At 65.3% G+C, this 19,952-nt stretch carries 20 protein-coding genes and 3 tRNA genes; 16 read left to right on the plus strand and 7 right to left on the minus strand.

Annotated elements, in window-relative coordinates:
• The first annotated feature begins 53 nt into the window (after window positions 1-53).
• From DEM25_RS12885 to DEM25_RS12910, 6 genes are all read left to right on the plus strand, one after another.
• The gene (locus tag DEM25_RS12885; protein WP_109769236.1) at window positions 54-1,037 is read left to right on the plus strand and encodes an autoinducer 2 ABC transporter substrate-binding protein; all 984 of its coding nucleotides are present in this window, start codon (window positions 54-56) and stop codon (window positions 1,035-1,037) included.
• An 82-nt stretch (window positions 1,038-1,119) separates the two neighbouring features.
• Window positions 1,120-2,616 (plus strand): sugar ABC transporter ATP-binding protein, encoded by a 1,497-nt coding sequence (locus DEM25_RS12890; protein WP_109769237.1) that lies wholly within the window; start codon window positions 1,120-1,122, stop codon window positions 2,614-2,616.
• Window positions 2,613-3,614 carry an ABC transporter permease gene (locus tag DEM25_RS12895; RefSeq protein ID WP_109769238.1) on the plus strand — a complete coding sequence of 334 codons (1,002 nt, stop codon included), beginning with the start codon at window positions 2,613-2,615 and terminating at the stop codon, window positions 3,612-3,614. The genes DEM25_RS12890 and DEM25_RS12895 overlap by 4 nt, the downstream gene beginning before the upstream one ends.
• Before the next feature lie 9 nt (window positions 3,615-3,623).
• Window positions 3,624-4,643 (plus strand): ABC transporter permease, encoded by a 1,020-nt coding sequence (locus DEM25_RS12900; protein ID WP_245412902.1) that lies wholly within the window; start codon window positions 3,624-3,626, stop codon window positions 4,641-4,643.
• A gap of 13 nt (window positions 4,644-4,656) precedes the next feature.
• On the plus strand, window positions 4,657-5,658 hold the full coding sequence (locus DEM25_RS12905) for a dihydroxyacetone kinase subunit DhaK (protein WP_109769240.1): 1,002 nt from the start codon (window positions 4,657-4,659) through the stop codon (window positions 5,656-5,658).
• Window positions 5,655-6,269 (plus strand): dihydroxyacetone kinase subunit L, encoded by a 615-nt coding sequence (locus tag DEM25_RS12910; protein ID WP_109769241.1) that lies wholly within the window; start codon window positions 5,655-5,657, stop codon window positions 6,267-6,269. Before DEM25_RS12905 ends, DEM25_RS12910 begins: the two co-directional genes overlap by 4 nt.
• A 22-nt stretch (window positions 6,270-6,291) precedes the next feature.
• Here the strand turns inward: DEM25_RS12910 and DEM25_RS12915 are convergent, their stop codons facing one another.
• From DEM25_RS12915 to DEM25_RS12930, 4 genes are all read right to left on the minus strand, one after another.
• The gene (locus DEM25_RS12915) at window positions 6,292-7,380 is read right to left on the minus strand and encodes an aldo/keto reductase (protein WP_109769251.1); all 1,089 of its coding nucleotides are present in this window, start codon (window positions 7,378-7,380) and stop codon (window positions 6,292-6,294) included.
• Window positions 7,381-7,677: 297 nt separating this feature from the next.
• A tRNA-Leu gene (locus DEM25_RS12920) sits at window positions 7,678-7,763 on the minus strand.
• 130 nt (window positions 7,764-7,893) lie between these two features.
• Window positions 7,894-8,547 (minus strand): YiaD family glycine zipper/OmpA-like lipoprotein, encoded by a 654-nt coding sequence (locus DEM25_RS12925; protein ID WP_109769242.1) that lies wholly within the window; start codon window positions 8,545-8,547, stop codon window positions 7,894-7,896.
• 133 nt (window positions 8,548-8,680) lie between these two features.
• Window positions 8,681-9,502 (minus strand): TrmH family RNA methyltransferase, encoded by an 822-nt coding sequence (locus DEM25_RS12930; RefSeq protein ID WP_196780371.1) that lies wholly within the window; start codon window positions 9,500-9,502, stop codon window positions 8,681-8,683.
• A 204-nt stretch (window positions 9,503-9,706) separates the two neighbouring features.
• Here DEM25_RS12930 and DEM25_RS12935 point away from each other — a divergent pair.
• Window positions 9,707-9,791 (plus strand) — tRNA-Tyr (locus DEM25_RS12935).
• A gap of 36 nt (window positions 9,792-9,827) precedes the next feature.
• Window positions 9,828-9,901: transfer RNA gene (locus DEM25_RS12940), tRNA-Gly, on the plus strand.
• A 55-nt stretch (window positions 9,902-9,956) separates the two neighbouring features.
• On the opposite strand, the gene DEM25_RS12945 is transcribed toward DEM25_RS12940, so the two are convergent.
• From DEM25_RS12945 to DEM25_RS12955, 3 genes are all read right to left on the minus strand, one after another.
• Complete coding sequence (locus DEM25_RS12945; RefSeq protein ID WP_196780372.1) at window positions 9,957-10,295, minus strand: helix-turn-helix transcriptional regulator; 339 nt, start codon at window positions 10,293-10,295, stop codon at window positions 9,957-9,959.
• An 8-nt stretch (window positions 10,296-10,303) separates the two neighbouring features.
• Entirely contained in the window at window positions 10,304-10,549 is a 246-nt protein-coding gene (locus tag DEM25_RS12950) for a type II toxin-antitoxin system RelE family toxin (protein WP_342633481.1), read from the minus strand.
• 131 nt (window positions 10,550-10,680) lie between these two features.
• The gene (locus DEM25_RS12955) at window positions 10,681-11,652 is read right to left on the minus strand and encodes a LysR family transcriptional regulator (RefSeq protein ID WP_245412903.1); all 972 of its coding nucleotides are present in this window, start codon (window positions 11,650-11,652) and stop codon (window positions 10,681-10,683) included.
• Between the two features lie 354 nt (window positions 11,653-12,006).
• On the opposite strand from DEM25_RS12955, the gene torT reads away from it, so the two are divergent.
• From torT to DEM25_RS12995, 8 genes are read left to right on the plus strand one after another with little or no spacing between them, the layout of a single operon-like run.
• On the plus strand, window positions 12,007-13,080 hold the full coding sequence (torT, locus tag DEM25_RS12960; RefSeq protein ID WP_109769243.1) for a TMAO reductase system periplasmic protein TorT: 1,074 nt from the start codon (window positions 12,007-12,009) through the stop codon (window positions 13,078-13,080).
• 24 nt (window positions 13,081-13,104) lie between these two features.
• A complete protein-coding gene (locus DEM25_RS12965) occupies window positions 13,105-14,649 on the plus strand; it encodes a sugar ABC transporter ATP-binding protein (RefSeq protein WP_109769244.1) in 1,545 nt (514 codons plus the stop codon).
• Entirely contained in the window at window positions 14,649-15,674 is a 1,026-nt protein-coding gene (locus DEM25_RS12970; RefSeq protein ID WP_109769245.1) for an ABC transporter permease, read from the plus strand. Before DEM25_RS12965 ends, DEM25_RS12970 begins: the two co-directional genes overlap by 1 nt.
• Before the next feature lie 13 nt (window positions 15,675-15,687).
• Window positions 15,688-16,416 carry a 5-oxoprolinase subunit PxpA gene (gene pxpA / locus DEM25_RS12975; RefSeq protein WP_109769246.1) on the plus strand — a complete coding sequence of 243 codons (729 nt, stop codon included), beginning with the start codon at window positions 15,688-15,690 and terminating at the stop codon, window positions 16,414-16,416.
• A 24-nt stretch (window positions 16,417-16,440) separates the two neighbouring features.
• Window positions 16,441-16,680: an acetyl-CoA carboxylase gene (locus DEM25_RS12980; RefSeq protein WP_109769247.1), complete on the plus strand. Its 240-nt coding sequence runs from the start codon at window positions 16,441-16,443 to the stop codon at window positions 16,678-16,680.
• A gap of 3 nt (window positions 16,681-16,683) precedes the next feature.
• The gene (locus tag DEM25_RS12985; RefSeq protein WP_120222741.1) at window positions 16,684-18,069 is read left to right on the plus strand and encodes an acetyl-CoA carboxylase biotin carboxylase subunit; all 1,386 of its coding nucleotides are present in this window, start codon (window positions 16,684-16,686) and stop codon (window positions 18,067-18,069) included.
• The gene (locus DEM25_RS12990; RefSeq protein ID WP_109769045.1) at window positions 18,066-18,941 is read left to right on the plus strand and encodes a 5-oxoprolinase subunit B family protein; all 876 of its coding nucleotides are present in this window, start codon (window positions 18,066-18,068) and stop codon (window positions 18,939-18,941) included. The genes DEM25_RS12985 and DEM25_RS12990 overlap by 4 nt, the downstream gene beginning before the upstream one ends.
• Window positions 18,931-19,905: a 5-oxoprolinase subunit C family protein gene (locus tag DEM25_RS12995; protein ID WP_109769046.1), complete on the plus strand. Its 975-nt coding sequence runs from the start codon at window positions 18,931-18,933 to the stop codon at window positions 19,903-19,905. Before DEM25_RS12990 ends, DEM25_RS12995 begins: the two co-directional genes overlap by 11 nt.
• Window positions 19,906-19,952 lie beyond the last annotated feature (47 nt).

Below are 19,952 nucleotides of genomic sequence, written 5' to 3' on the forward strand. Positions count from 1 at the left end.
CGGTCACGGTTCTTGAAACCCGTCCGCGTTTGGACGGCAAAGGGAGGAAAACGATGAAGACCAGAATCACCCTCATGGCGGCGGCATTGCTGGCCGGTTCCGCGCTCACGGCGACGACCGCCACCGCGGACGAAACGTCGATCGCCACGGTGGTCAAGATCGCCGGCATCCAGTGGTTCAACCGCATGGAAGAGGGCGTCAACCAGTTCGCCGAGGACAATGGCGTCAACGCGTTCCAGGTCGGACCGGCCCAGGCCGATCCGCAGCAGCAGGCGGCGCTGATCGAGGACATGATTGCGCAGGGCGTCGATGCGCTCGCCGTCGTGCCGATGTCGCCCGAGGCGCTCGAGCCCGTGCTCGGCCGCGCCATGGAGCAGGGCATCACCGTCATCACCCATGAGGCGGCTGCCCAGCAGAACACCAACTATGACATCGAAGCGTTCCGGAACGAGGATTTCGGCGCCAACCTGATGGAGCAGCTGGCCACCTGCATGGGCGGTGAGGGCGAATATGCCGTCTTCGTCGGCTCGCTGACCTCGCAGACGCACAATCAGTGGGTCGATGGCGCGATCGCCCATCAGGAAGCCAACTACCCGAACATGACGCTGGTCGGCGACAAGAACGAGACCTTCGACGACGCCCAGAACGCCTACCAGAAGGCGCAGGAAGTGCTGCGCGCCTTCCCCAATGTCAAAGGCATGCAGGGCTCCGCCTCGACGGACGTGGCCGGTATCGGCCTGGCCATCGAGGAACGCGGCATGGAGGACGACACCTGCGTGTTCGGCACTTCGCTGCCCTCCATCGCCGGCCAGTATCTGGAAACCGGCGCGGTCGACGGCATCGGCTTCTGGGACCCGTCCGTGGCCGGCTATGCGATGAACAAGCTCGCCATGATGGTGATGAACGGCGAGGAAGTGACCGACGGCATGGATCTGGGCCTTGAGGGCTATGAGAGCGTCGCGCTCGAAGGCAAGGTCATTTACGGCCAGGCCTGGGTCAATGTGAACAAGGACAACATGGCCGACTATCCGTTCTGATAGAACGGCCTCCCGGGGGAGCGGCGCGTCCAGTCCGCGCCGCTCCTTTTCTTTCATCTCCGATTTTGCTTGAAGTCATTGCATGGCAGCGGCAACCCACGGCGCCCTGGTCGACATGAGGGGCGTGACAAAACGCTACGGCGGCGTCACCGCGCTCGACGGTGTCGACTTCACCGTCAATGCGGGTGAGGCGGTGTGCCTTGCCGGCGAGAACGGGTCGGGCAAGTCGACGCTGATCAAGATCCTGTCGGGCGTCGAACAGCCGACCGCCGGCACGATCTCGATCAACGGCACAAAACGCACCAATCTGAACCCGCGCGTTTCCGCTGCTGCCGGCGTGATGGTGATCTTCCAGGACTTCTCGCTCTTCCCGAACATGTCGGTCGCCGAAAACATCGCCTTTTCGACCCAGCTCGGCGAGAACCGCAGACTGTTCGACCGCGGCCATGCGCGCAGGCTGGCCCAATCGGTGCTCGAGCGCATCGGCGTCGATATCGCGCTCGATGCGCGGGTGGAAAGCCTGCCCGTCGCGCACAAGCAACTCGTCGCCATCTGCCGGGCTTTGGCCTCCGAGGCGCGCCTGATCATCATGGACGAGCCGACCACCGCGCTGACCGAGCGCGAGGTGCGGTCGCTTCTGGCCATCATCCGCCGGCTGAAAGAGGAGGGCGTCGCGGTCCTCTTCGTCAGCCACAAGCTGGCCGAGGTGCTCGAGGTCTGCGAGAAAGTGTTCGTTTTGCGCAACGGCAAGAAAGTCGCCGAAGGGCCGGCGACCGAATTCGATGCCGCTTCCCTGACGCGCCACATGACCGGCCGCGACGTGCCCGAAGCGCCGCCGAGCGCGGTCACCGAAGGCTCGAAAACGCTTCTGGAAGTCGAGCACCTTTCCAAGGACGGCGCGTTCGACGATGTCAGCTTCGCCCTCAAGGCGGGTGAGGTGCTGGGCGTCTCCGGCCTTCTGGGCAGCGGGCGCACATCGCTCGCCAAGGCGCTGTTCGGCCTTGTCGCGCCCGACAGCGGCGCCATCCGGCTCGACGGCGAGGCGTTCGCGCTCGGCGATCCGATCGCCGCCGCATCCGCCGGTATCGGCTATGTTCCGGAAGACCGGTTGACCGAGGGCCTGTTCCTGACCCAGTCGATCGCCCGCAACATCGCCGTCGGCCGGCTCGACGCGCACGAAAGGCGCGGCTTTCTCGATCTTGGCGCGCTGATGGCCGAGGCCAATGACTGGCTGACGCGGCTGAAAGTCAAGGCGCCCGACCCGCAGGCGCCGGTGCGCTCGCTTTCGGGCGGCAACCAGCAGCGTGTCGCGCTGGCCCGCTGGCTGTCGCGGGCGCCGCGCGTGCTGGTGCTCAACGGGCCGAGCGTCGGCGTCGATGTCGGCTCGAAGGCCGACATTCACGACATCATTCGAGATTTGGCCCGCTCGGGCATCGGCGTCATCGTCATTTCCGACGATTTGCCCGAACTTCTGGCCACGTGCCACCGCATCCTCGTCATGAAGGCGGGCAGGGTGGTCGACGAGATCGCCGGCAACTCGGTCACCGAAGACGAACTGGCGCACAGGTTGGCATCATGAGCGGTCTGCTGCCCGAGGGGTTCTGGACCCGCAACGAGACGCTGGTGGCGATCGTCATCGTCCTTTTCTGCGTCCTCGCCACCGCGTCCGATCCGCTGTTCTTTTCGGCGACGACGCTGACCGACCTTCTGCGCGCATCCATCGTGCTCGGCATTCTCGCCGTCGCCGCCATGCTGGTGCTGGTCTCCGGCGGCATCGATGTCAGCTTCACCGCGATTGCGGTCTTTGCCATGTATGCGACGACGGTCCTGACGCTGGCGCTGATGCCGGACCTGCCCTGGTATCTGATCTTCGGCATTTCGATCGGCATCGGCGCGTGCCTTGGCGCGATCAACGGCATCTTCATCGCCGGGTTCGGACTGCCAACGCTGATCGTCACGCTTGGCACGCTGTCGGTGTTTCGCGGGTTCCTGCTGACCTTCGTCGGCTCGCAGCGCATTTCCGCCTTGCCGCCGGAGATGCGCGAATTCTCGCGCATGATGATCACCCGTGGTACCACCGAAGCGGGCAACTTCTACGCCTTGCCCTGGGCGTTCGCCGCGCTGGTCTTCGTCGTCGTCCTGACCTGGTTCATCCTGCACAAGACGATGCTCGGCCGCTCGATCTTCGCCATCGGCGGGTCGGTGGAAAGCGCAAGGCGCATCGGCATCAATGTCCGCGCGACGCAGTTCTTCGTCTATGTCTATGTCGGCGCGCTGGCCGGCCTTGCCGGCATCATCCATGGCGCGATGGGCCGCATGGCCGACCCGTTCTCGCTGGTCGGGCTCGAACTGTCGGTCATCGCCGCGGTCGTTCTCGGCGGCGCGCGGCTGATCGGCGGCTACGGCACCATCACCGGCACGCTTCTGGGCGTCGCGCTGATCGTTCTGGTCCAGAACAGCCTGATCGTCGTCGGCATCCCGTCGACATGGCAGTCGGTGACGATCGGTCTTCTGATCCTTCTGGGCACCGGGCTTCCCGCCTGGCAGGCCAAGCGCGCCGCCGCGCGGGCCGCATGAGGTAATCCGATGTCAGCTTCCAACGCCCGAACCTCCATGACCGCCACGCCCGAGTTCCGCCTCGCGGTGATCGCCATCGTCGTTTTTGCGATGATGTCGATCCTGTCGCCGGACCGGTTCCTGTCGGCCCAGAACCTGACCTCGATGGCCTTTCAGTTCCCCGAATTTGCCATTCTGGCGCTGGCCATGACCATCACAATGATGACCGGCGGCATCGACCTCTCCGTCGTCGGCGTCGCCAATCTGTCTGCCGTTGTCGCCGCGCTCATCCTGACCCAGTTCGCGAGCCCCGACATGGATGTCCAGCAGTCGCTGGTCTGGCTGGTGATCGCCATCGCCGCCGCGCTGACGGTCGGTGCCGCCGCGGGCCTGATGAACGGCGTCCTTGTCGCCTGGTTCGGCCTGCCGCCAATCCTGGCGACACTCGGCTCTGGCCTGGTCTTCACCGGCTTTGCCGTCGCCATGACGGGCGGCAGCGCGGTGATGGGGTTTCCCGATGTGGTCGCATGGCTCGGAAACGAGCGGCTGGTCGGCATTCCGGTGCCGCTGATCGTCTTTGCGCTTCTGGCGCTTGGGCTGCACATCGTCCTGACGCGGACCAGCTTCGGCCTCAAGGCCACCATGTATGGCGCCAACCCGCTCGCCGCCTTCTTCGCGGCCATCGACATCAACAGGCTCCTGATCCGCGTCTATGTCACCGCCGGCATGTTCTCGTCGGTGGCCGGTCTGGTGATCATGAGCCGCGCCAATTCGGCCAAGGCGGACTATGGTTCGAGCTATCTGCTGCTGGCCGTGCTCATCGCCGTTCTGGGCGGCGTGAACCCCTATGGCGGCTATGGCCGCGTGATCGGCGTCGTCCTGGCGGTGCTGTCCATGCAGTTCCTGTCGAGCGGGCTCAACATGCTCCAGGTCTCCAACTTTGCCCGCGAACTGATCTGGGGCGCGCTGCTGATTTTCGTGATGGTCGTCAACACGCGGCAGGGGCCCGGACTGGCGTCCTTTTTCAGAAAGACCAAGCCCACGGGCTGACCGGGAGGAACCGATGAAGAAGATCCTGAACGATCCCAACGCCTATGTCGACGAGATGCTGGCGGGCCTTGTGGCCGCCCATCCCGAGCACTACCGGCTGCATGGCGACAGCGGCAAGGTGATCGCCCGCGCCAAGGACGGCAAGAAGGGCAAGGTCGGCATCGTCACCGGCGGCGGTTCGGGCCATCTGCCGGTCTTCACCGGCTATGTCGGAACCGGGCTTCTGGACGCCTGCGCGATTGGCGACGTGTTCGCTTCGCCCAGCGCCGAGCAGATGGCCGATGCGATCCGCGCCGCCGACCAGGGCGCCGGCGTCCTGCGCCTTTACGGCAATTATGGCGGCGACGTGATGAACTTCGACATGGCCGGCGATCTGGTCGAGTTCGAGGACATCACATGCACGACCGTGCTTCTGGCCGACGATGTCGCCTCGGCGCCGCCCGAGGAAGCCGAAAAGCGCCGCGGTGTGGCCGGCATGGTCTATGCCTTCAAGATGGCGGGCGCCGCCGCCGAGGAGGGCAGGGATCTCGATGCGGTCACCGCCGTTGCGCAGAAGGCCGCCGATGCGTGCCGCTCGATCGGCGCCGCGCTCAGCCCGTGCACCGTGCCGCAGGCGGGCAAGCCGACCTTCGAGATCGGCGACGACGAGATGGAAATGGGCATGGGCATCCATGGCGAACCCGGCGTCTGGCGCGGCAAGCTGCGCACCGCCGACGAGATCGCCGGCGAGATGATGGATCGCCTTCTGGAAGACATGCCGCTCGACAAGGGCGACCGCGTCTCGGTGATGGTCAACTCGCTGGGCGCCACGCCGCCCGAGGAGCTCTACATCCTCTACCGCATCGTCAAGCAGCGGCTGGAAGGCGAGGGCGCCCAGATCGTCATGCCGCTGGTCGGCCGCTATGCCACATCGATGGAGATGGCCGGCGTCTCCTTCACCCTGTGCAAGCTGGACGATGAACTCGAAAAGCTGTTGAACGCGCCCTGCGACTGCGCCTTCTGGAGGGTCGGATGAGCATCGACCGCGCCGCTCTGATCGCCGGTATCGACCGGCTGGCGGCGGCCATGGAGCGCGATTTCGACATGCTCAACACCGCCGACGGCGCGCTCGGCGACGGCGATTTGGGCGTGACGATGACGCGCGGCATGCGGCTGGTCGCCGAAAAGGCGCCCGAACTGCCCGACGATCTCGGCATGGCGCTTCTGCAATGCGCCCAGGCCTTCACCAAATCGTCCGGCTCGTCCTACGGCACGCTTCTGGCGACAGGGCTGATGGCGATCGCCAAGGCGGTCAAGGGAGAGACGGAGCTAAGCGCCGGACGGGTTTCCGAACTGGTGGCCACCGCCCGCGACCAGATGCAGGCGCGCGGCAAGGCCGAACTGGGCGGCAAGACGGTACTCGACAGTCTCGATGCGGTGGCGTCGGCGACCGAAGGCCTCGGCGATCCGGAAGCGGTGGCGGACGCGGCGGCGCGCGCCGCCGGGGAGGCGCTCGATGCGTTTCGCGACAAGAAGGCCACCGTCGGCCGCGCCCGCATCTTCGGCGACAAGAGCATCGGCATGGACGATCCGGGCATGCTCGCCATGAACAGCATCGTCAAGGCGCTGGCCGACCGGCAGGAATGAATCCGCCGGCTGACGGGCCCGGTCAGACCAGCGGGTCGCGCCCGCCATAATGCCGGTCGGGATAATCGGCATGCAGCGCCTGGTCGGCTTCGGTGAACCGGCCGCGCGCAAAATTGTGCTGGTGCCAATAGGGATAGATCAGCGGCAGCCGGCTGGCATCGTTGAGCGTCTGCAGTTCGTCTTCGGTGAGGACCAGGTCGACTGCGCCGAAATTGTCGGTGAACTGGCCGGCATTGCGCCCGCCGACGACGAGCGACGAGATGGCCGGCCGGCTGAGCAGCCATGCGAGCGCCACCTGCGCGCCCGACACGCCGCGTTTTTCGCCGATGCCGACAAGCGCGTCGACGATCCGCCACAGCCGTTCCTCGTCGCGGATCGGCGGCTCGTTCCAGCCCGCCGCCTGGCGCGAGCCTTCCGGCGCATCGGCGCCGCGCCGGTGCTTGCCGGTCAGAAGGCCCGCCGCCAGCGGGCTCCAGACCAGAACGCCAAGGCCCTGGTCGACAGACAGCGGCAGCAGCTCATACTCGGCCTCGCGTGCTTCGAGCGTGTAATGGATCTGCTGGGTCGCGAAACGCGCCCCGCCGGCGCGGTCGGCGGCGGCCAGCGATTTCATCACATGCCATGCCGAATAGTTCGAGCAGCCCGGATAGCGGATCTTGCCCTGCTGCACGAGCGTGTCGAGCGCCGCCATCGTCTCTTCGACCGGCGTCGTGCCGTCCCATTCGTGGATGTAGTAGATGTCGATATGGTCGCGCCGCAACCGCTTGAGCGAGCGTTCGCATTCGCGGATCAGGTGAAAGCGCGAGGCGCCCTCATCGTTCGGCCCGTCGCCGATGCGCATCCGCGCCTTGGAGGTGACCAGAAGATCGTCCTTGTCGGCCCGGCCGTCGAGCACCTCGCCCAAGATCTCCTCGGACGTGCCGGTCGAATACATGTTGGCCGTATCGAACAGGTTGACGCCATTGTCGGCGCACAGCGCCACCAGTTCGCGCGCCTCGGCGACACCCTGCTTGCCAACCATCGCGAACGGGCCTTCGCCGCCGAAGGTGAACGTGCCCATGGTGATGGCCGAGACCTTCAGGCCCGTCCGACCCAGCGTCCTGTACTGCATTTTTTTCCTCCCGCACTGTCCCTCTTGGCCGATGCGGCAGAAGAGCCGCACGCCGGTCTGCGCGCCCTTGTCCATTTGTGCACCATGGCGCCGGTGAGGCCAAGGCTTCGGCAACGATTTATGCTGATTTTTCCGGGGGTTCGCACATGCGCGCCGGGCCGGCGGGGGCTGGGCGCACGGGCAGATGGCATGAACGAGCTTCAAACTCGAACGCTTCCAAGGCCACAAGCGTGGCCCGGGCTTTCGCCCGCCCTCGCGGAGCCGCCGAGCGAAGCAAGGCTGGCGTGAGCGAAAAGATGGTGCCCCCTGCCGGACTCGAACCGGCACGGCCGAAGGCCGAGGGATTTTAAGTCCCTTGCGTCTACCAGTTCCGCCAAGGGGGCACGGCGAAAGACCTAGACCGTTTTGCCGGCCGATGAAACGGGTGGGGCGCCATCGTCGGCCACGGTTCGCCCAACGAAAACGGGCCGCGCAATGCACGGCCCGTTGTCATCATCGAACGGTTTGCGCCGGTCAGCTCAGCGGCACGAGTTGGATTTCGACGCGGCGGTTCTGGGCACGGCCCGCTTCAGTCGCATTGTCGGCCACCGGCCGCGTTTCGCCAAAGCCCGTCACCACCATGCGCTGGCCGTTGACGCCGCGGCCGGTCAGATAGTTGGCGACCGACTGGGCGCGCCGCTGCGACAGGCCCAGATTGTAGCTCTCGTCGCCGGTCGAATCCGTGTGGCCGTAAACGTCGATCAGCGTCTGGTTGTAGCGGTTGAGCACCAGCGCAACCGAATCGAGCGTTGCGAAAAAGGCGGGGATCACCTGGTCCTGGTCGACCGCGAAGGTGACGTTGGAGGGCATGTTCAAGATGATGTTGTTGCCGACGCGCGTCACCGACACGCCGGTGCCCTGAAGCTGGGCGGCCAGTTCGGCCTGCTGGCGGTCCATATAGTTGCCGACCGCGCCGCCGGCCAATGCGCCGATGCCCGCGCCGATCAGCGCGTTGCGGCGGTCGTCGCCGCCGGCCAGAACGCCAAGGCCCGCGCCGGCCAGCGCGCCGGCGCCGGCGCCGATCGCCGTGCGGCTGGTCTGCTGCTGACCCGTGAACGGATCGGTGGTCGTGCAGGCGGCGGTGAATGTCAGCGTCGCCGCAAGCGCAATCAGTGTCTTGGTCTTCATGGAAACCCGTCCTTTCCGGTGAAAATTTCCCGTCCCGCAAGGCGAATGGCGGCAAAAAACGGCCAAAATGCGTTGCCGAGCCCGTATGTGGCCTCACTATGGCACAGCCGCCCTGCGGGCAAGCCGCGGCGGTTCATGCCGGTGCGCCCAGATGCCGGCGGGCAATGTAAAGCGCCAGAACGGCGGCATTGGAGACGTTGAGCGAACGGATCGCGCCGGGCATGTCAAGCCGGGCCAGATCGGTCACGGTGGCGCGGGTTTTTTCCCGCAATCCCTTGCCCTCGGCGCCCAGCACCAGCGCGACCCGGCGGCCCGTCACCGTTTCTTCGAGAGGCTTCGGCCCGTCCGAATCGAGCCCGATCGTCTGGAAGCCGCGATTGTTGAGTTCGCCAATCGCGTTGGCGAGATTGCGCGCATGGATGATCGGCAGGTGTTCGAGCGCGCCGGAGGCGGCCTTCGCCAGAACACCGGACTCTGCCGGACTGTGCCGCGCCGTCGTCACCAGCGCGTCGGCCGCCATCGCCACGCCCGAGCGCATCAGCGCGCCGACATTGTGCGGATCGGTGACCTGGTCGAGCACGATGACGAGCTTTGCCGTGCCCAGATCCTCGAGCGTTTTCGGCGCCAGCGCGTCCGCTTCGATGGCAATGCCCTGATGCACCGCATCGGGACCGGTGAACGCGTCGATCGCCGGCGGACGGACGATCTCGACCGGAAAGGGCAGGGCGCCGATATCGCCGACCGCAAGCCGGGCGAGCGCGTTCTCGGTCGCCAGCATCCGGTGCACTTTGCGCTCGTCATTTTCGAGCGCGGCGCGCACCGTGTGAAGGCCATAGAGGGCCACACGTCCCTCGGGCAAGGCTACCGGGTCGCCGCCTTCGCCGCGCGCCCGCTTGCGGTCGCGGTGATCGCGCCTGAGCCGGGCGTAATGAGCATCCTTGGGGGTCGGGGGCATTTTCCGGGAAGGGGACTTGGGCTGGTCGGACATGGCGCACATATAGACACAAGGGCGTTCAAAGCGAACGCCCAATTGCCCTGCGGCGGAATTTGCCGCCTTATGGCCGTTCGGCGCGCGGCGCGTGTTGACAGCGCCTGTGGCGCGCATCATAAGGCGCGTCGTCGCGGCGCTGTCGCGGCAATGCCCGGCACCCGCCGCCATGGAGGAGTGTCCGAGTGGTTAAAGGAGACGGACTGTAAATCCGTTGGCTATGCCTACGCTGGTTCGAATCCAGCCTCCTCCACCATCGGCGTGCCGGAAGGGCGGACCTGTTCCGCCCAGTGCGGGTATAGCTCAATGGTAGAGCAGCAGCCTTCCAAGCTGAATATGCGGGTTCGATTCCCGCTACCCGCTCCAGTCTTCCGACATCGCTGACTTCCCGTCGGACAGCCGGGCAAGCGCGCGCGCCGTCTCAAACCAGATCATCAATCGAGACGTTCAAAGCTTCGGCCAGCTTCTTGAGTGTCGCCACCGAGCCCTTGCTTCGGCCCGCTTCGATGTCGGCGATCTGCACGCGGTTGACGCCGGAGGCTCTGGACAGCGATGACTGGTTGAAGCCCCGCCATTGCCGGTAAACGCTGAGCGGACTTTCACCGTCGATCAGCCGCTTCATCAACTCGTGCGGCAGGCCCTCTTGCGGGTCGGCCAGATGGTCGGCCACGGCCTGCATGTCTTCATGGTCGTCACGCGCCGCGATCAGCGCCTCATACTCGGCGCGCGGGATGGTGACGGTATCTTTCATATCATCCATGATGGTCCTCATGTGTAGGCCGATCCGCGCGGCGCGATCCTGATCACGTCGATCACCTCGCCGTCGATCATGACCACGCGCCAGTGACCGACCCGCAGCCGGATCGCATCGGTGCCCTTGAGAGCCTTGACATTGTTGGCCTGGGCGGCCGGGTCGATGGCATAAGCTTCGATCTTGCCGACGATACGTTTTGCCGTGTTGGCCGGCATTTTGCGCAGCGCCTTGCGGGCGGCCGACTGGTAGGTGATCGGCATCATGCCCATTATGTAGCAGTAAACTACACTATAGTCAAAAACGACAGTGTGTTCCGGCGCCATCCGGCGGAAATCACCGCGTCAGCTGGAATGGTGCGACGTACCCGCTATCTGCTCCAGATCTTTTCGATTCAAATTGAGGTTGTTGCAGGTATTTCTTCGCCTTTTGCGCGAAGTTGGGGCATCACGCGCGCCGGCTCGTCGCCATCCATGCCCAGATGCATGAAGTCGATGAAGGCGCGCGCCGCTTCGTCCAGTTCCGCGTCGGCGGCCCAGGCAAGACCCACATCCATGCTCGGCACCTGGTCGGCCAGCGCCACCACCTCCACCCGCCGCCCGTCCAGCGACCAGGGCCGGTAGACCATGTCCGACAGGACCGTGACGCCCATGCCGTTTGCCACCATCGAGCGCACCGCCTCCACCGAAGACGTGCGGAAGATGGTCCTGGGGCGGTAGCGCGTGCGGTTCCAGTAGCGCTGCGCGGTGTTGGACGCCTCGTCCACCGTCAGCATGATGTAGGGCTCCTCGGCCACATCCTGAAGCGAGATGGACGGGTTCATCAGAAGCGGGTGCTGCGCGGGCAGCCACAGGCGCCGCCGCGAGCGCAGCAGCGTGTCATAGGCGATCCCCTCCTGGTTGACGATGTTGGAGGTCAGCATCACGGCGAGGTCGAACTGGCCGGTCACCAGCCCTTCCTCGATCTCGCCGCGCGGCGTCTCGGTCATCTTGATGTCGATGTTGGGAAAGTTGCGGGCAAAGCGCGCAACGAAGGGCGGCGCGTAATAGCCGGCCACGGTGTAGGTCGTCGCAAGGCGCAGCGTGCCGGTGACATTGTCGCGCATGCGCGTCGGCAGCCGCACCGCCTCGTCGACGGCGGCTGAAATGTGCACCGCATGTTCGAGAAACAAATTGCCTTCATAGGTCAGCGTCACGCCGGAAGAATGGCGCTCGAACAGGGAGGCGCCGATAATCTCCTCGAGCTGTTTGATGGCCGCCGTCACCGCAGATTGCGACACGTTCAGATCCTTGGCCGCGCGCGAGACCTGGCCGGCATTGGCGACGGCGATGAAATAGCGGATTTGACGCAGAGATGGTTCGATCAATTTTTTCGATTTCCAATATCGATTGATGCGATGATCTATGCCCACCATGTGAGCACGCCTTGCCCTTACAGGAGGCAAGGTTCATCGGGATCATGTCCGCTGATATGTTTAAAATCAAGATAAAACAAGGATTTCATACGAAACCTGATGACGCGAAGCGGTTTTGCTGCGCTTGCTAAGATCGCTGCACAGCAACAAAGCAGGCATCGGAAAATCAGATTTAGGATAGCCGACATTCGTATTTTACAATGCCCCGTGCCGGCCCCTAACGTTTCGGGACCGTCCGGCCTCACCCGGTTTGACGGCCATAGCGGCCCTGCGCCGCCCATCTGACAAACGAAGTGGAGGCGTTTGATGAGCACCAAACTCACAGCCCTATTGTGTTCGGCAGCGATTGCCGTCGCCGCGACCGGCGTTGCGTCGGCCGAAGACTGGTACCCCTATTCCGTCGAAAGCTGGGACCCGCCGTTCGACATGGCGAGCCCGCGCTCCAGCCTTGACTACACGCCGCTCGAGGCGGCTTCCCAGCCCTGGGAGATCTGCGTCTCGTTCCCGCACATGAAAGATGCCTACTGGCTCGGCGTGAACTACGGCGTCTCCGAGGAGGCCAAGCGCCTGGGCGTCAAGATGCAGCTCGTTGAAGCGGGCGGCTATACCGAACTGAACACGCAGATCTCGCAGATCGAGGATTGCGTGGCGGCCGGCGCCGACGCCGTGGTGATCGGCGCGATCTCGTTTGACGGGCTCAACAACATCGTCAGCGAAGTGCGCGGCCGCGACATTCCGGTGATCGACGTCATCAACGGCATGTCGTCTCCCGAACTGTCGGCCAAATCGCTGGTGTCGTTCGGCGAAATGGGTGCCAAGGCCGGTGCGTTCCTCGCCGAACAGCATCCCGAGGGCAGCGACGCGGTCAAGGCGGCCTGGTTCCCCGGTCCCGCCGGCGCGGGCTGGGTCGAAGCGGGCAACACCGGCTTCACCGGCGCCATCGAGGGCAGCGCCATCGAACTGGTCGAGACCAAATATGGCGACACCGGCAAGGAAGCCCAGGCCAAACTGGTCGAGGACACGCTGGAGGCCCATCCGGACCTCAACTATATCGTCGGCACGGCGGTGACCGCCGAAGCGGCGGTGCCGATCCTGCGCGCGCGCGGGCTGACCGACCAGATCAAGATCGTGTCCTATTATTACACGCCGGGCGTCGACCAGGGCATCCGTCGTGGCCAGATCCTGGCGGCACCGACAGACTCGACCGTGATCCAGGGCCGCATCGCCATCGACCAGGCCGTGCGCATCCTCGAAGGCGAGGACTATGAGAAGCATGTCGGTCCGGCGCTCTATGTGGTGACCCAGGACAGCCATGCCGACTTCGATCCGTCCTCGACGCTGGCACCCGACGGTTTCCGTCCGGTCTTCCGCGTCGAATAAGCGGGCAATCGGGGCAACGCCGTGATGAACACCTCCCTGCATCACGACGAGGGCGCGCATGCTCAAGGTGCGCGCCCGCTCATCCAGACGCGCGCCGTCACCAAGGACTATCCGGGCGTCAGGGCGCTCGACGGTGTCGATTTCGAGTTGCGCCCCGGCGAGGTGCATGTGCTGTTCGGCGAGAACGGAGCGGGCAAGTCGACGCTGATCTCGATCCTTGCCGGTGCCAACCAGCCCTCGTCGGGCACGATTCTTGTGCGCGGCGAGGAGACCCATCTGGGCTCGGTGCACGAGGCGCGCGAACTGGGCATTTCGGCGGTCTTTCAGGAATTCTCCCTGATCCCGCAAATGACGGTGGCCGAGAACCTGTTCCTGGGCGCCGAACATGCGCGCTACGGCTTTCTCGACAACAAGCGCCTGCGCCGCGAGGCCGAGACTATCCTCGATGAGCTGGGCTTTCACATCGCGCCCGACCAGACGGTCGATCATCTGACCCGCGCCGAACAGCAGATGGTCGAGATCGCCAAGGCGTTCCGCGACGAACTGTCGGTGCTGATCCTCGACGAGCCGACCGCATCGCTGACCAATCACGAGACCGACCAGCTCTTCAAACTGATCGGCGAATTGACCGCGCGCGGTGTCGGCATCGTCTACATCACCCACCGCATGGCCGAAATCCGCCGCATCGGCGACCGCATCACCGTGCTGCGCGACGGCCGCTACATCGATACGGTCGACGCCAAGACGACATCCGAGGATGAACTCGTCCGCCTGATGACCGGCCGCATGGTCGGCGCCATCTTCCCCAAGATCAGCTTTTCGCCGGGCGAGGAAGTGCTGCGTGTCGACAGGCTGACGACGCCGGACGATGCGGTCCGCGACGTCTCGCTGACGGTCCGCGCCGGCGAGATCGTCGGATTTGCCGGCCTCGTCGGCTCGGGCAAGTCGGAGACCATGCAGGCCTGTTTCGGCGCCCGGCCGGCCAGCGCCGGGACCGTGACCTACAAGGGCCAGCCGATCGGCGGCTCGTCGCCCGGCGCCAACATTCGCCGCGGCTTTCTCTACCTGCCCGCCGACCGCCGCACCGAGGGGCTGATGATGATGCGCTCGGTGCGCGAGAACATGTCGCTCGCCGCGCTGGACGCAAAGCAGGTGCGCAACGGACCGTTTCTGAGTCGCGCCGGCGAGGTGGCGATGGTCAGCGAACTGGCCGACCGGCTCAACCTGTCGCCCAACCGCATCGAGCGTGCCGTCGACCATTTTTCCGGCGGCAACCAGCAAAAGGCCATGCTGGCCCGCTCGCTGACGCGCGATTTCGACCTGATCGTCTTCGACGAGCCGACCGTCGGCGTCGATGTCGGCACGCGCGCCTCGATCTACGAATTCATTGCCGGACTGGCCGGACAGGGGGTCGCCGTCGTGCTGATCTCGTCCGACCTTCCGGAAATCCTGCACATGTCGAACCGCGCCTATGTGTTCTATCGCGGCGCCGTTCAGGCCGAACTGCCGGCCAGCGAACTGACGGAGGAAAACGTCTTGTCCCACTTCTTCGAGCGGGAGGCCGCGTGATGGCCGACAGTGCCACGACGACCGCGCCGCGCCGCAGCGCCTCGGACATGCTCAAGCGCCTGTTCGTGCGGCTGGGCATCCTGCCGTTCCTGCTGGTGATCGCCATTGTCGTCTTCACGCTGATGTCTGACAACTTCCTGACCGGCCGCAATTTGATGAACGTACTGCGCCAGTCGGTCTATCTGATGATCGTTTCGCTCGGCCAGATGCTGGCGCTTTTGACCGGCGGGTTCGACCTGTCGGTCGGCACGATCCTCGCCATCAGTTCGGTCGTCGGCGCGATGACGATGGCGTCCGTTTACGCGATGGCGCCCGACATGGTGTGGCTGGCGATCCTTCTGGGGTGCTTGGGCGGTGTCACCGCCGGCACGCTGATCGGTGTGGTCAACGGCGTCGGCGTTGCCTTCTTCAACGTCTCGCCCTTCATGATGTCGCTCGGCATGGCCTCGGTCGGCTTCGGCATCGCGCTCTATCTGACGGGCGGCGTTCCGGTCTATGGCATGCCCGTGGCGTTCGGCGACGTGTTCGGCTTCGGCACGCTTTTGGGCATTCCCGCGCCGGTCTGGGTCGCGGCCGGGCTCGTGGTCGCGCTTTACGTCTTTCTCTACCAGACCCCCTATGGCCGCTACTTCTACGCGGTCGGCGGCAACCTGAAGGCGGCGTCCCTGTCAGGCATCAACACCAAGGCGACGCTGTTCTTCACCTATGTGCTGTGCGCCGCCTTCGCCGCCATCGCGGGCATGCTGCTGACGGCGCGCCTCGACACGGGCGAAGCCAATATCGGCGCCTCGATGCCGCTTGAATCGATCGCGGCCTGCGTGATCGCCGGCGTCAGCCTGCGCGGCGGGGTGGGGCGTCTTGAAAACGTCGTGCTGGGCGCGCTGTTCATCGGCCTTGTGCAGAACGGCATGAACCTTGCCCGCATCGAATCCTATTTGCAGACCGTGGTGCTCGGGGCGCTGCTGATCCTGGCGGTCATCGCCGACCAGATCCGCCTGCGCTACGTCGCCTCGCTGAAAGACTGACCGGGGGAGACCGATGAGCGTCGATATCAATTGCGACATGGGCGAGAGCTTCGGCCTCTACAAGATGGGCGACGATGAAGGCATCATGCCGTTCATCACCCAGGCCAACGTCGCCTGCGGCTTCCATGGCTCCGATCCCAACCACATGCGCTCGACCGTCGAGCTTGCCAAGCGCCACGATGTGCGCGTCGGCGCCCATGTCTCGCTGCCCGACCTGCCCGGCTTCGGCCGGCGCGAGATGAAGATCGAGCGCGGCGAGATGGCCAACATCATCATCTACCAGATCGGCGCCCTGAACGGCTTTCTGCGTGTCGCCGGCATGGGGCTGAGCCACATCAAGCCGCATGGCGCGCTCTATGGCATGGCCGCGCGCGAGCGGCACATCGCCGATGCTGTCGCCGATGCCGCGCAGGCCTTCGGCGTACCGATCCTGGGGCTGGCCGGCACGCTGCATGAGGAGGTGTTCGGCGAGCGGGGCCTTGAGTTCCAGGCCGAGTTCTTCGCCGATCTCGACTATGCCGATGACGGACGCCTGATCATCACCCGCGAGCACGAGGCGGTCGAGCCGTCCGTCGCCGCCGAACGCGCGATCAATGCCGTGCGCGACGGCGTCAACGTCACCGTCGGCGGCAAGCGACTGCCGGTGCGCGCCGAGACGATCTGCGTCCATTCCGACACGCCCAACGCGGTGGCCATCGCCAAGGCCGTCCGCGACGCGCTATCAACCCTCAAGGCGGCCTGACCGCGAAAATCCAGGGAGACATCCATGGCCAAACACGAAATCCGCTCACCGATCCCCGGCACCTTCTACCGCAAGCCGGCGCCCGACCAGCCCTCGTTCAAGGAAGTCGGCGACACGGTTGCCAAGGGCGACACGATCGGGCTGGTCGAGGTGATGAAGACGTTCCACGAGGTGAAATCCGACGCCGATGGCACGATCACGGCTTTCGTGCTCGACAATGAAGAGCCGGTGATGGCCGGCCAGCCGCTCGCGGAGCTCGACTGACCGATGCCGATCAAAAGGCTTCTCATCGCCAACAGGGGCGAGATCGCGGTGCGGATCATCCGCGCGGCGCGTGAACTGGGCATCGAGACGGTGCAGGTGCACAGCGCCGCCGATGCCGACAGCCGCGCCGTGCAGCTTGCCGACCGGGCGATCGATATCGGCCCGCCCCAGGCGGCCAAATCCTATCTCAATGTCGATGCGATCCTCGAGGCCGCCAGATCGGCGGGCGCCGACGCGATCCACCCGGGCTATGGTTTCCTCGCGGAAAACGCCGACTTCGCCGATGCGGTCGTCGCCGCCGGCATGGCCTTTGTCGGACCCTCCGGCGACACGATCCGGCTGATGGGCGACAAGGCCGCCGCGCGCCGGCAGGCGCAACAGGCCGGCGTGCCGACCGTTCCGGGCAGCGATGGCGTGATCGAAGACATGGACGCTGCCAAGGCGCTGGCCGTCGATCTCGGCTTCCCGGTCATGATCAAGGCGGCCGCCGGCGGCGGCGGGCGCGGCATCCGCATCGCCCACAGCGCCGACGAGTTCGCAACGCTCGCCCCGCAGGCCTCGTCCGAGGCGCTCGCCGCGTTCGGCGATGGCGGCATCTATGTCGAAAAGGTCATCGAGCGGGCCCGGCATATCGAGGTGCAGGTGCTCGGCGACGGGACCGATGTCGTCCATTGCTATGAGCGCGAATGCTCGCTGCAGCGCCGGCGCCAGAAGGTCTGGGAGGAGGCGCCGTCGGTCGCTCTCAAGCCCGAGGTGCGCGAAGGGCTGTGCACGTCCGCCGTCGCGCTTGCCAAATCGGTCGGCTATTCGGGCGCCGGCACGATCGAATATCTCTATGACGATGCGACGGGCGACTATTACTTCATCGAGATGAACACGCGCATCCAGGTCGAGCACCCGGTCACCGAGATGATCTGCGGCGTCGATCTGGTCGCCGAGATGATCCGCATCGCGGGCGGCGAAAAGCTGCGGCTTGCCCAGGCCGGTCTGCGCGCCAGCGGCCATGCCATCGAGGTGCGGCTGAACGCCGAGGACCCGGCCAACAATTTCATGCCGTTCCCCGGCCAGATCGCCGAACTGACGCTGCCGGACGGACCCGGCGTGCGGTTCGACCACATGCTCTATCGCGGCTACCAGATCCCGCCCTTCTACGATTCGCTGCTCGGCAAGCTGATCGTCTGGGGCGAGGATCGCGAGCACGCCATGGCCCGGCTCGGCCGGGCGCTGGGCGAATTGTCGGTGACCGGTTTGCCGACCACCGCGCCCCTGTTTCAGGCGCTGCTCGCCAGCGACGACGTTCGCGCCAGTGCGGTGCACACGCGCTGGCTCGAGCCTTGGCTCGAGGAAAACCAACACATGATCATGGACAGGGGAGGCGCCGCAGCATGAGTTGCCGTTACACATTTGGCGGGGATGAGCACATCTTCGTCGAGGTCGATGAGGCCATGTCGCTGGAGGCGTTCTTTACCAGCCTCTCCATGACAAACGCGGTCCGCGAGGCGAAGATCAAGGGCGTGACGGAAATCTGTCCGGCCAACGCCTCCTTCCAGATCAAGTTCAATCCGGACGAGATCCATCCCGACGACATGATGGCCGAACTCAAGCGGCTCGAGGCAACCGCCGAGAGCGCCGAGGCCAAGCTCGACACGCGGATCGTCGAAATCCCGGTCTATTATCAGGACCCCTGGACGCACGAGACGCTGATGCGTTTTCGCGAGCGCCATCAGGACCCCAACGCGTCCGACATCGAATATGCCGCGCGCATCAATGGCTATGACAGCGTCGAGGACTTCATCAAGGCGCATTCGGGCGCGCCCTGGTTCGTCTCGATGGTCGGCTTCGTCTCCGGCCTGCCGTTCCTCTACCAGATGGTCGACCGGCAGCGGCAGATCCAGGTGCCGAAATACCTGCGCCCCCGCACCGACACGCCCAAACTGACGGTCGGCTATGGCGGCTCGTTCTCCTGCATCTATTCGGTGCGCGGCGCGGGCGGCTACCAGATGTTCGGGATCACGCCTATGCCGATCTTCGATCCCCAGCAGCAGGTGTCGTACCTGAAGGACTTCATGGTGTTCTTCAAGCCCGGCGACATCGTCAAATGGAAGCCGATCAGCCGCGAGGAATACGACGCCGACGTCGCGGCCGTCGAAGCCGGCACCTTCATGCCGCGCATGGCCGAGGTCACCTTCTCGCTCGACGATTTCAACGCCGATATCGACGGCACCAACGCCAAGCTGATGGAGGCCCTCAATGCCGGTTAACGTCATCTCCGCGGGCATCGCCACCACCATCCAGGACCTTGGCCGGCCCGGCTATTATCATCTCGGCATCCCGATGGGCGGCGCGATGGACCGTCTCGCCCTGCGCGCGGCCAACATGCTGGTCGGCAATGACGAGGGCGCCGCCGCTCTCGAGGCCGTCTTTGTCGGGCCCGAGCTCGAATTCACCGAGGACGCCATCGTCGCTGTCACCGGCGCCGAACTGCCGCCCAAGCTCGATGGCCAGATCCAGCCGACATGGACAGGCTTCGAGGTCAAGGCCGGGCAGACGCTCTCGTTCGACTTCCTGAAGAACGGCGCGCGCGCCTATATCGCCATCTCCGGCGGCATCGATACGCCGCCGGCGCTCGGCAGCCGCTCGACTTATGCGATCGGCGCGCTCGGCGGTGTCGAGGGCAGGGGCCTCCAGCCCGGCGACGCCCTGCCGCTTGGCGCGCAGCCTGTGGGCGCCAGCGCCGGCAAGTCGGTGCCCGACGAGATGCGCCGCATGCCGGGCAAGCCGGCCGAACTGCGCGTCCTGCCGGGGCTTTACTGGCACCGCATCACCGAGGCGGCGCAGAAAGGCTTTTTCGAGGACACCTGGAAGGTCGCCAATGAGGCCGACCGGATGGGTTACCGCTTTCAGGGCGGGCGCGTGCTCGAATTCGTCGAGCGCGAGCAGCCGTTTGGCGCCGGTGCCGATCCGTCCAACATCACCGATGCCTGCTATCCCTACGGTTCGGTTCAGGTGCCGAGCGGCACCGAGCCGATCGTGCTGCACCGCGATGCGGTCTCCGGCGGCGGCTATTTCATGATCGGCACGGTGATTTCCGCCGACATGGACCTGATCGGCCAGCTTCAGCCGCACACGCCGACCCGCTTCATCAAGGTCGACATGGACACCGCGCTGGCGGCGCGCAGGGAACGGGCCGAAACGCTCGATGCCATCCGTCAGACGCTGGCCTGAGAGGACACGCGCCATAACGACAAGACCAGCATTGAAATGACCTCGTG

Source organism: Oceaniradius stylonematis (genome assembly GCF_003149475.2).
In the GTDB taxonomy this organism is placed as follows: Bacteria; Pseudomonadota; Alphaproteobacteria; order Rhizobiales; family Rhizobiaceae; genus Roseitalea; species Roseitalea stylonematis.

Coding starts and splice junctions, on each gene's coding strand:
- DEM25_RS12885 (WP_109769236.1), top strand. CDS start 54: ATGAAGACCAGAATCACCCTCATGGCGGCGGCATTGCTGGCCGGTTCC.
- DEM25_RS12890 (WP_109769237.1), top strand. CDS start 1,120: ATGGCAGCGGCAACCCACGGCGCCCTGGTCGACATGAGGGGCGTGACA.
- DEM25_RS12895 (WP_109769238.1), top strand. CDS start 2,613: ATGAGCGGTCTGCTGCCCGAGGGGTTCTGGACCCGCAACGAGACGCTG.
- DEM25_RS12900 (WP_245412902.1), top strand. CDS start 3,624: ATGTCAGCTTCCAACGCCCGAACCTCCATGACCGCCACGCCCGAGTTC.
- DEM25_RS12905 (WP_109769240.1), top strand. CDS start 4,657: ATGAAGAAGATCCTGAACGATCCCAACGCCTATGTCGACGAGATGCTG.
- DEM25_RS12910 (WP_109769241.1), top strand. CDS start 5,655: ATGAGCATCGACCGCGCCGCTCTGATCGCCGGTATCGACCGGCTGGCG.
- DEM25_RS12915 (WP_109769251.1), bottom strand. CDS start 7,380: ATGCAGTACAGGACGCTGGGTCGGACGGGCCTGAAGGTCTCGGCCATC.
- DEM25_RS12925 (WP_109769242.1), bottom strand. CDS start 8,547: ATGAAGACCAAGACACTGATTGCGCTTGCGGCGACGCTGACATTCACC.
- DEM25_RS12930 (WP_196780371.1), bottom strand. CDS start 9,502: ATGCCCCCGACCCCCAAGGATGCTCATTACGCCCGGCTCAGGCGCGAT.
- DEM25_RS12945 (WP_196780372.1), bottom strand. CDS start 10,295: ATGGATGATATGAAAGATACCGTCACCATCCCGCGCGCCGAGTATGAG.
- DEM25_RS12950 (WP_342633481.1), bottom strand. CDS start 10,549: ATGCCGATCACCTACCAGTCGGCCGCCCGCAAGGCGCTGCGCAAAATG.
- torT (WP_109769243.1), top strand. CDS start 12,007: ATGAGCACCAAACTCACAGCCCTATTGTGTTCGGCAGCGATTGCCGTC.
- DEM25_RS12965 (WP_109769244.1), top strand. CDS start 13,105: ATGAACACCTCCCTGCATCACGACGAGGGCGCGCATGCTCAAGGTGCG.
- DEM25_RS12970 (WP_109769245.1), top strand. CDS start 14,649: ATGGCCGACAGTGCCACGACGACCGCGCCGCGCCGCAGCGCCTCGGAC.
- pxpA (WP_109769246.1), top strand. CDS start 15,688: ATGAGCGTCGATATCAATTGCGACATGGGCGAGAGCTTCGGCCTCTAC.
- DEM25_RS12980 (WP_109769247.1), top strand. CDS start 16,441: ATGGCCAAACACGAAATCCGCTCACCGATCCCCGGCACCTTCTACCGC.
- DEM25_RS12985 (WP_120222741.1), top strand. CDS start 16,684: ATGCCGATCAAAAGGCTTCTCATCGCCAACAGGGGCGAGATCGCGGTG.
- DEM25_RS12990 (WP_109769045.1), top strand. CDS start 18,066: ATGAGTTGCCGTTACACATTTGGCGGGGATGAGCACATCTTCGTCGAG.
- DEM25_RS12995 (WP_109769046.1), top strand. CDS start 18,931: ATGCCGGTTAACGTCATCTCCGCGGGCATCGCCACCACCATCCAGGAC.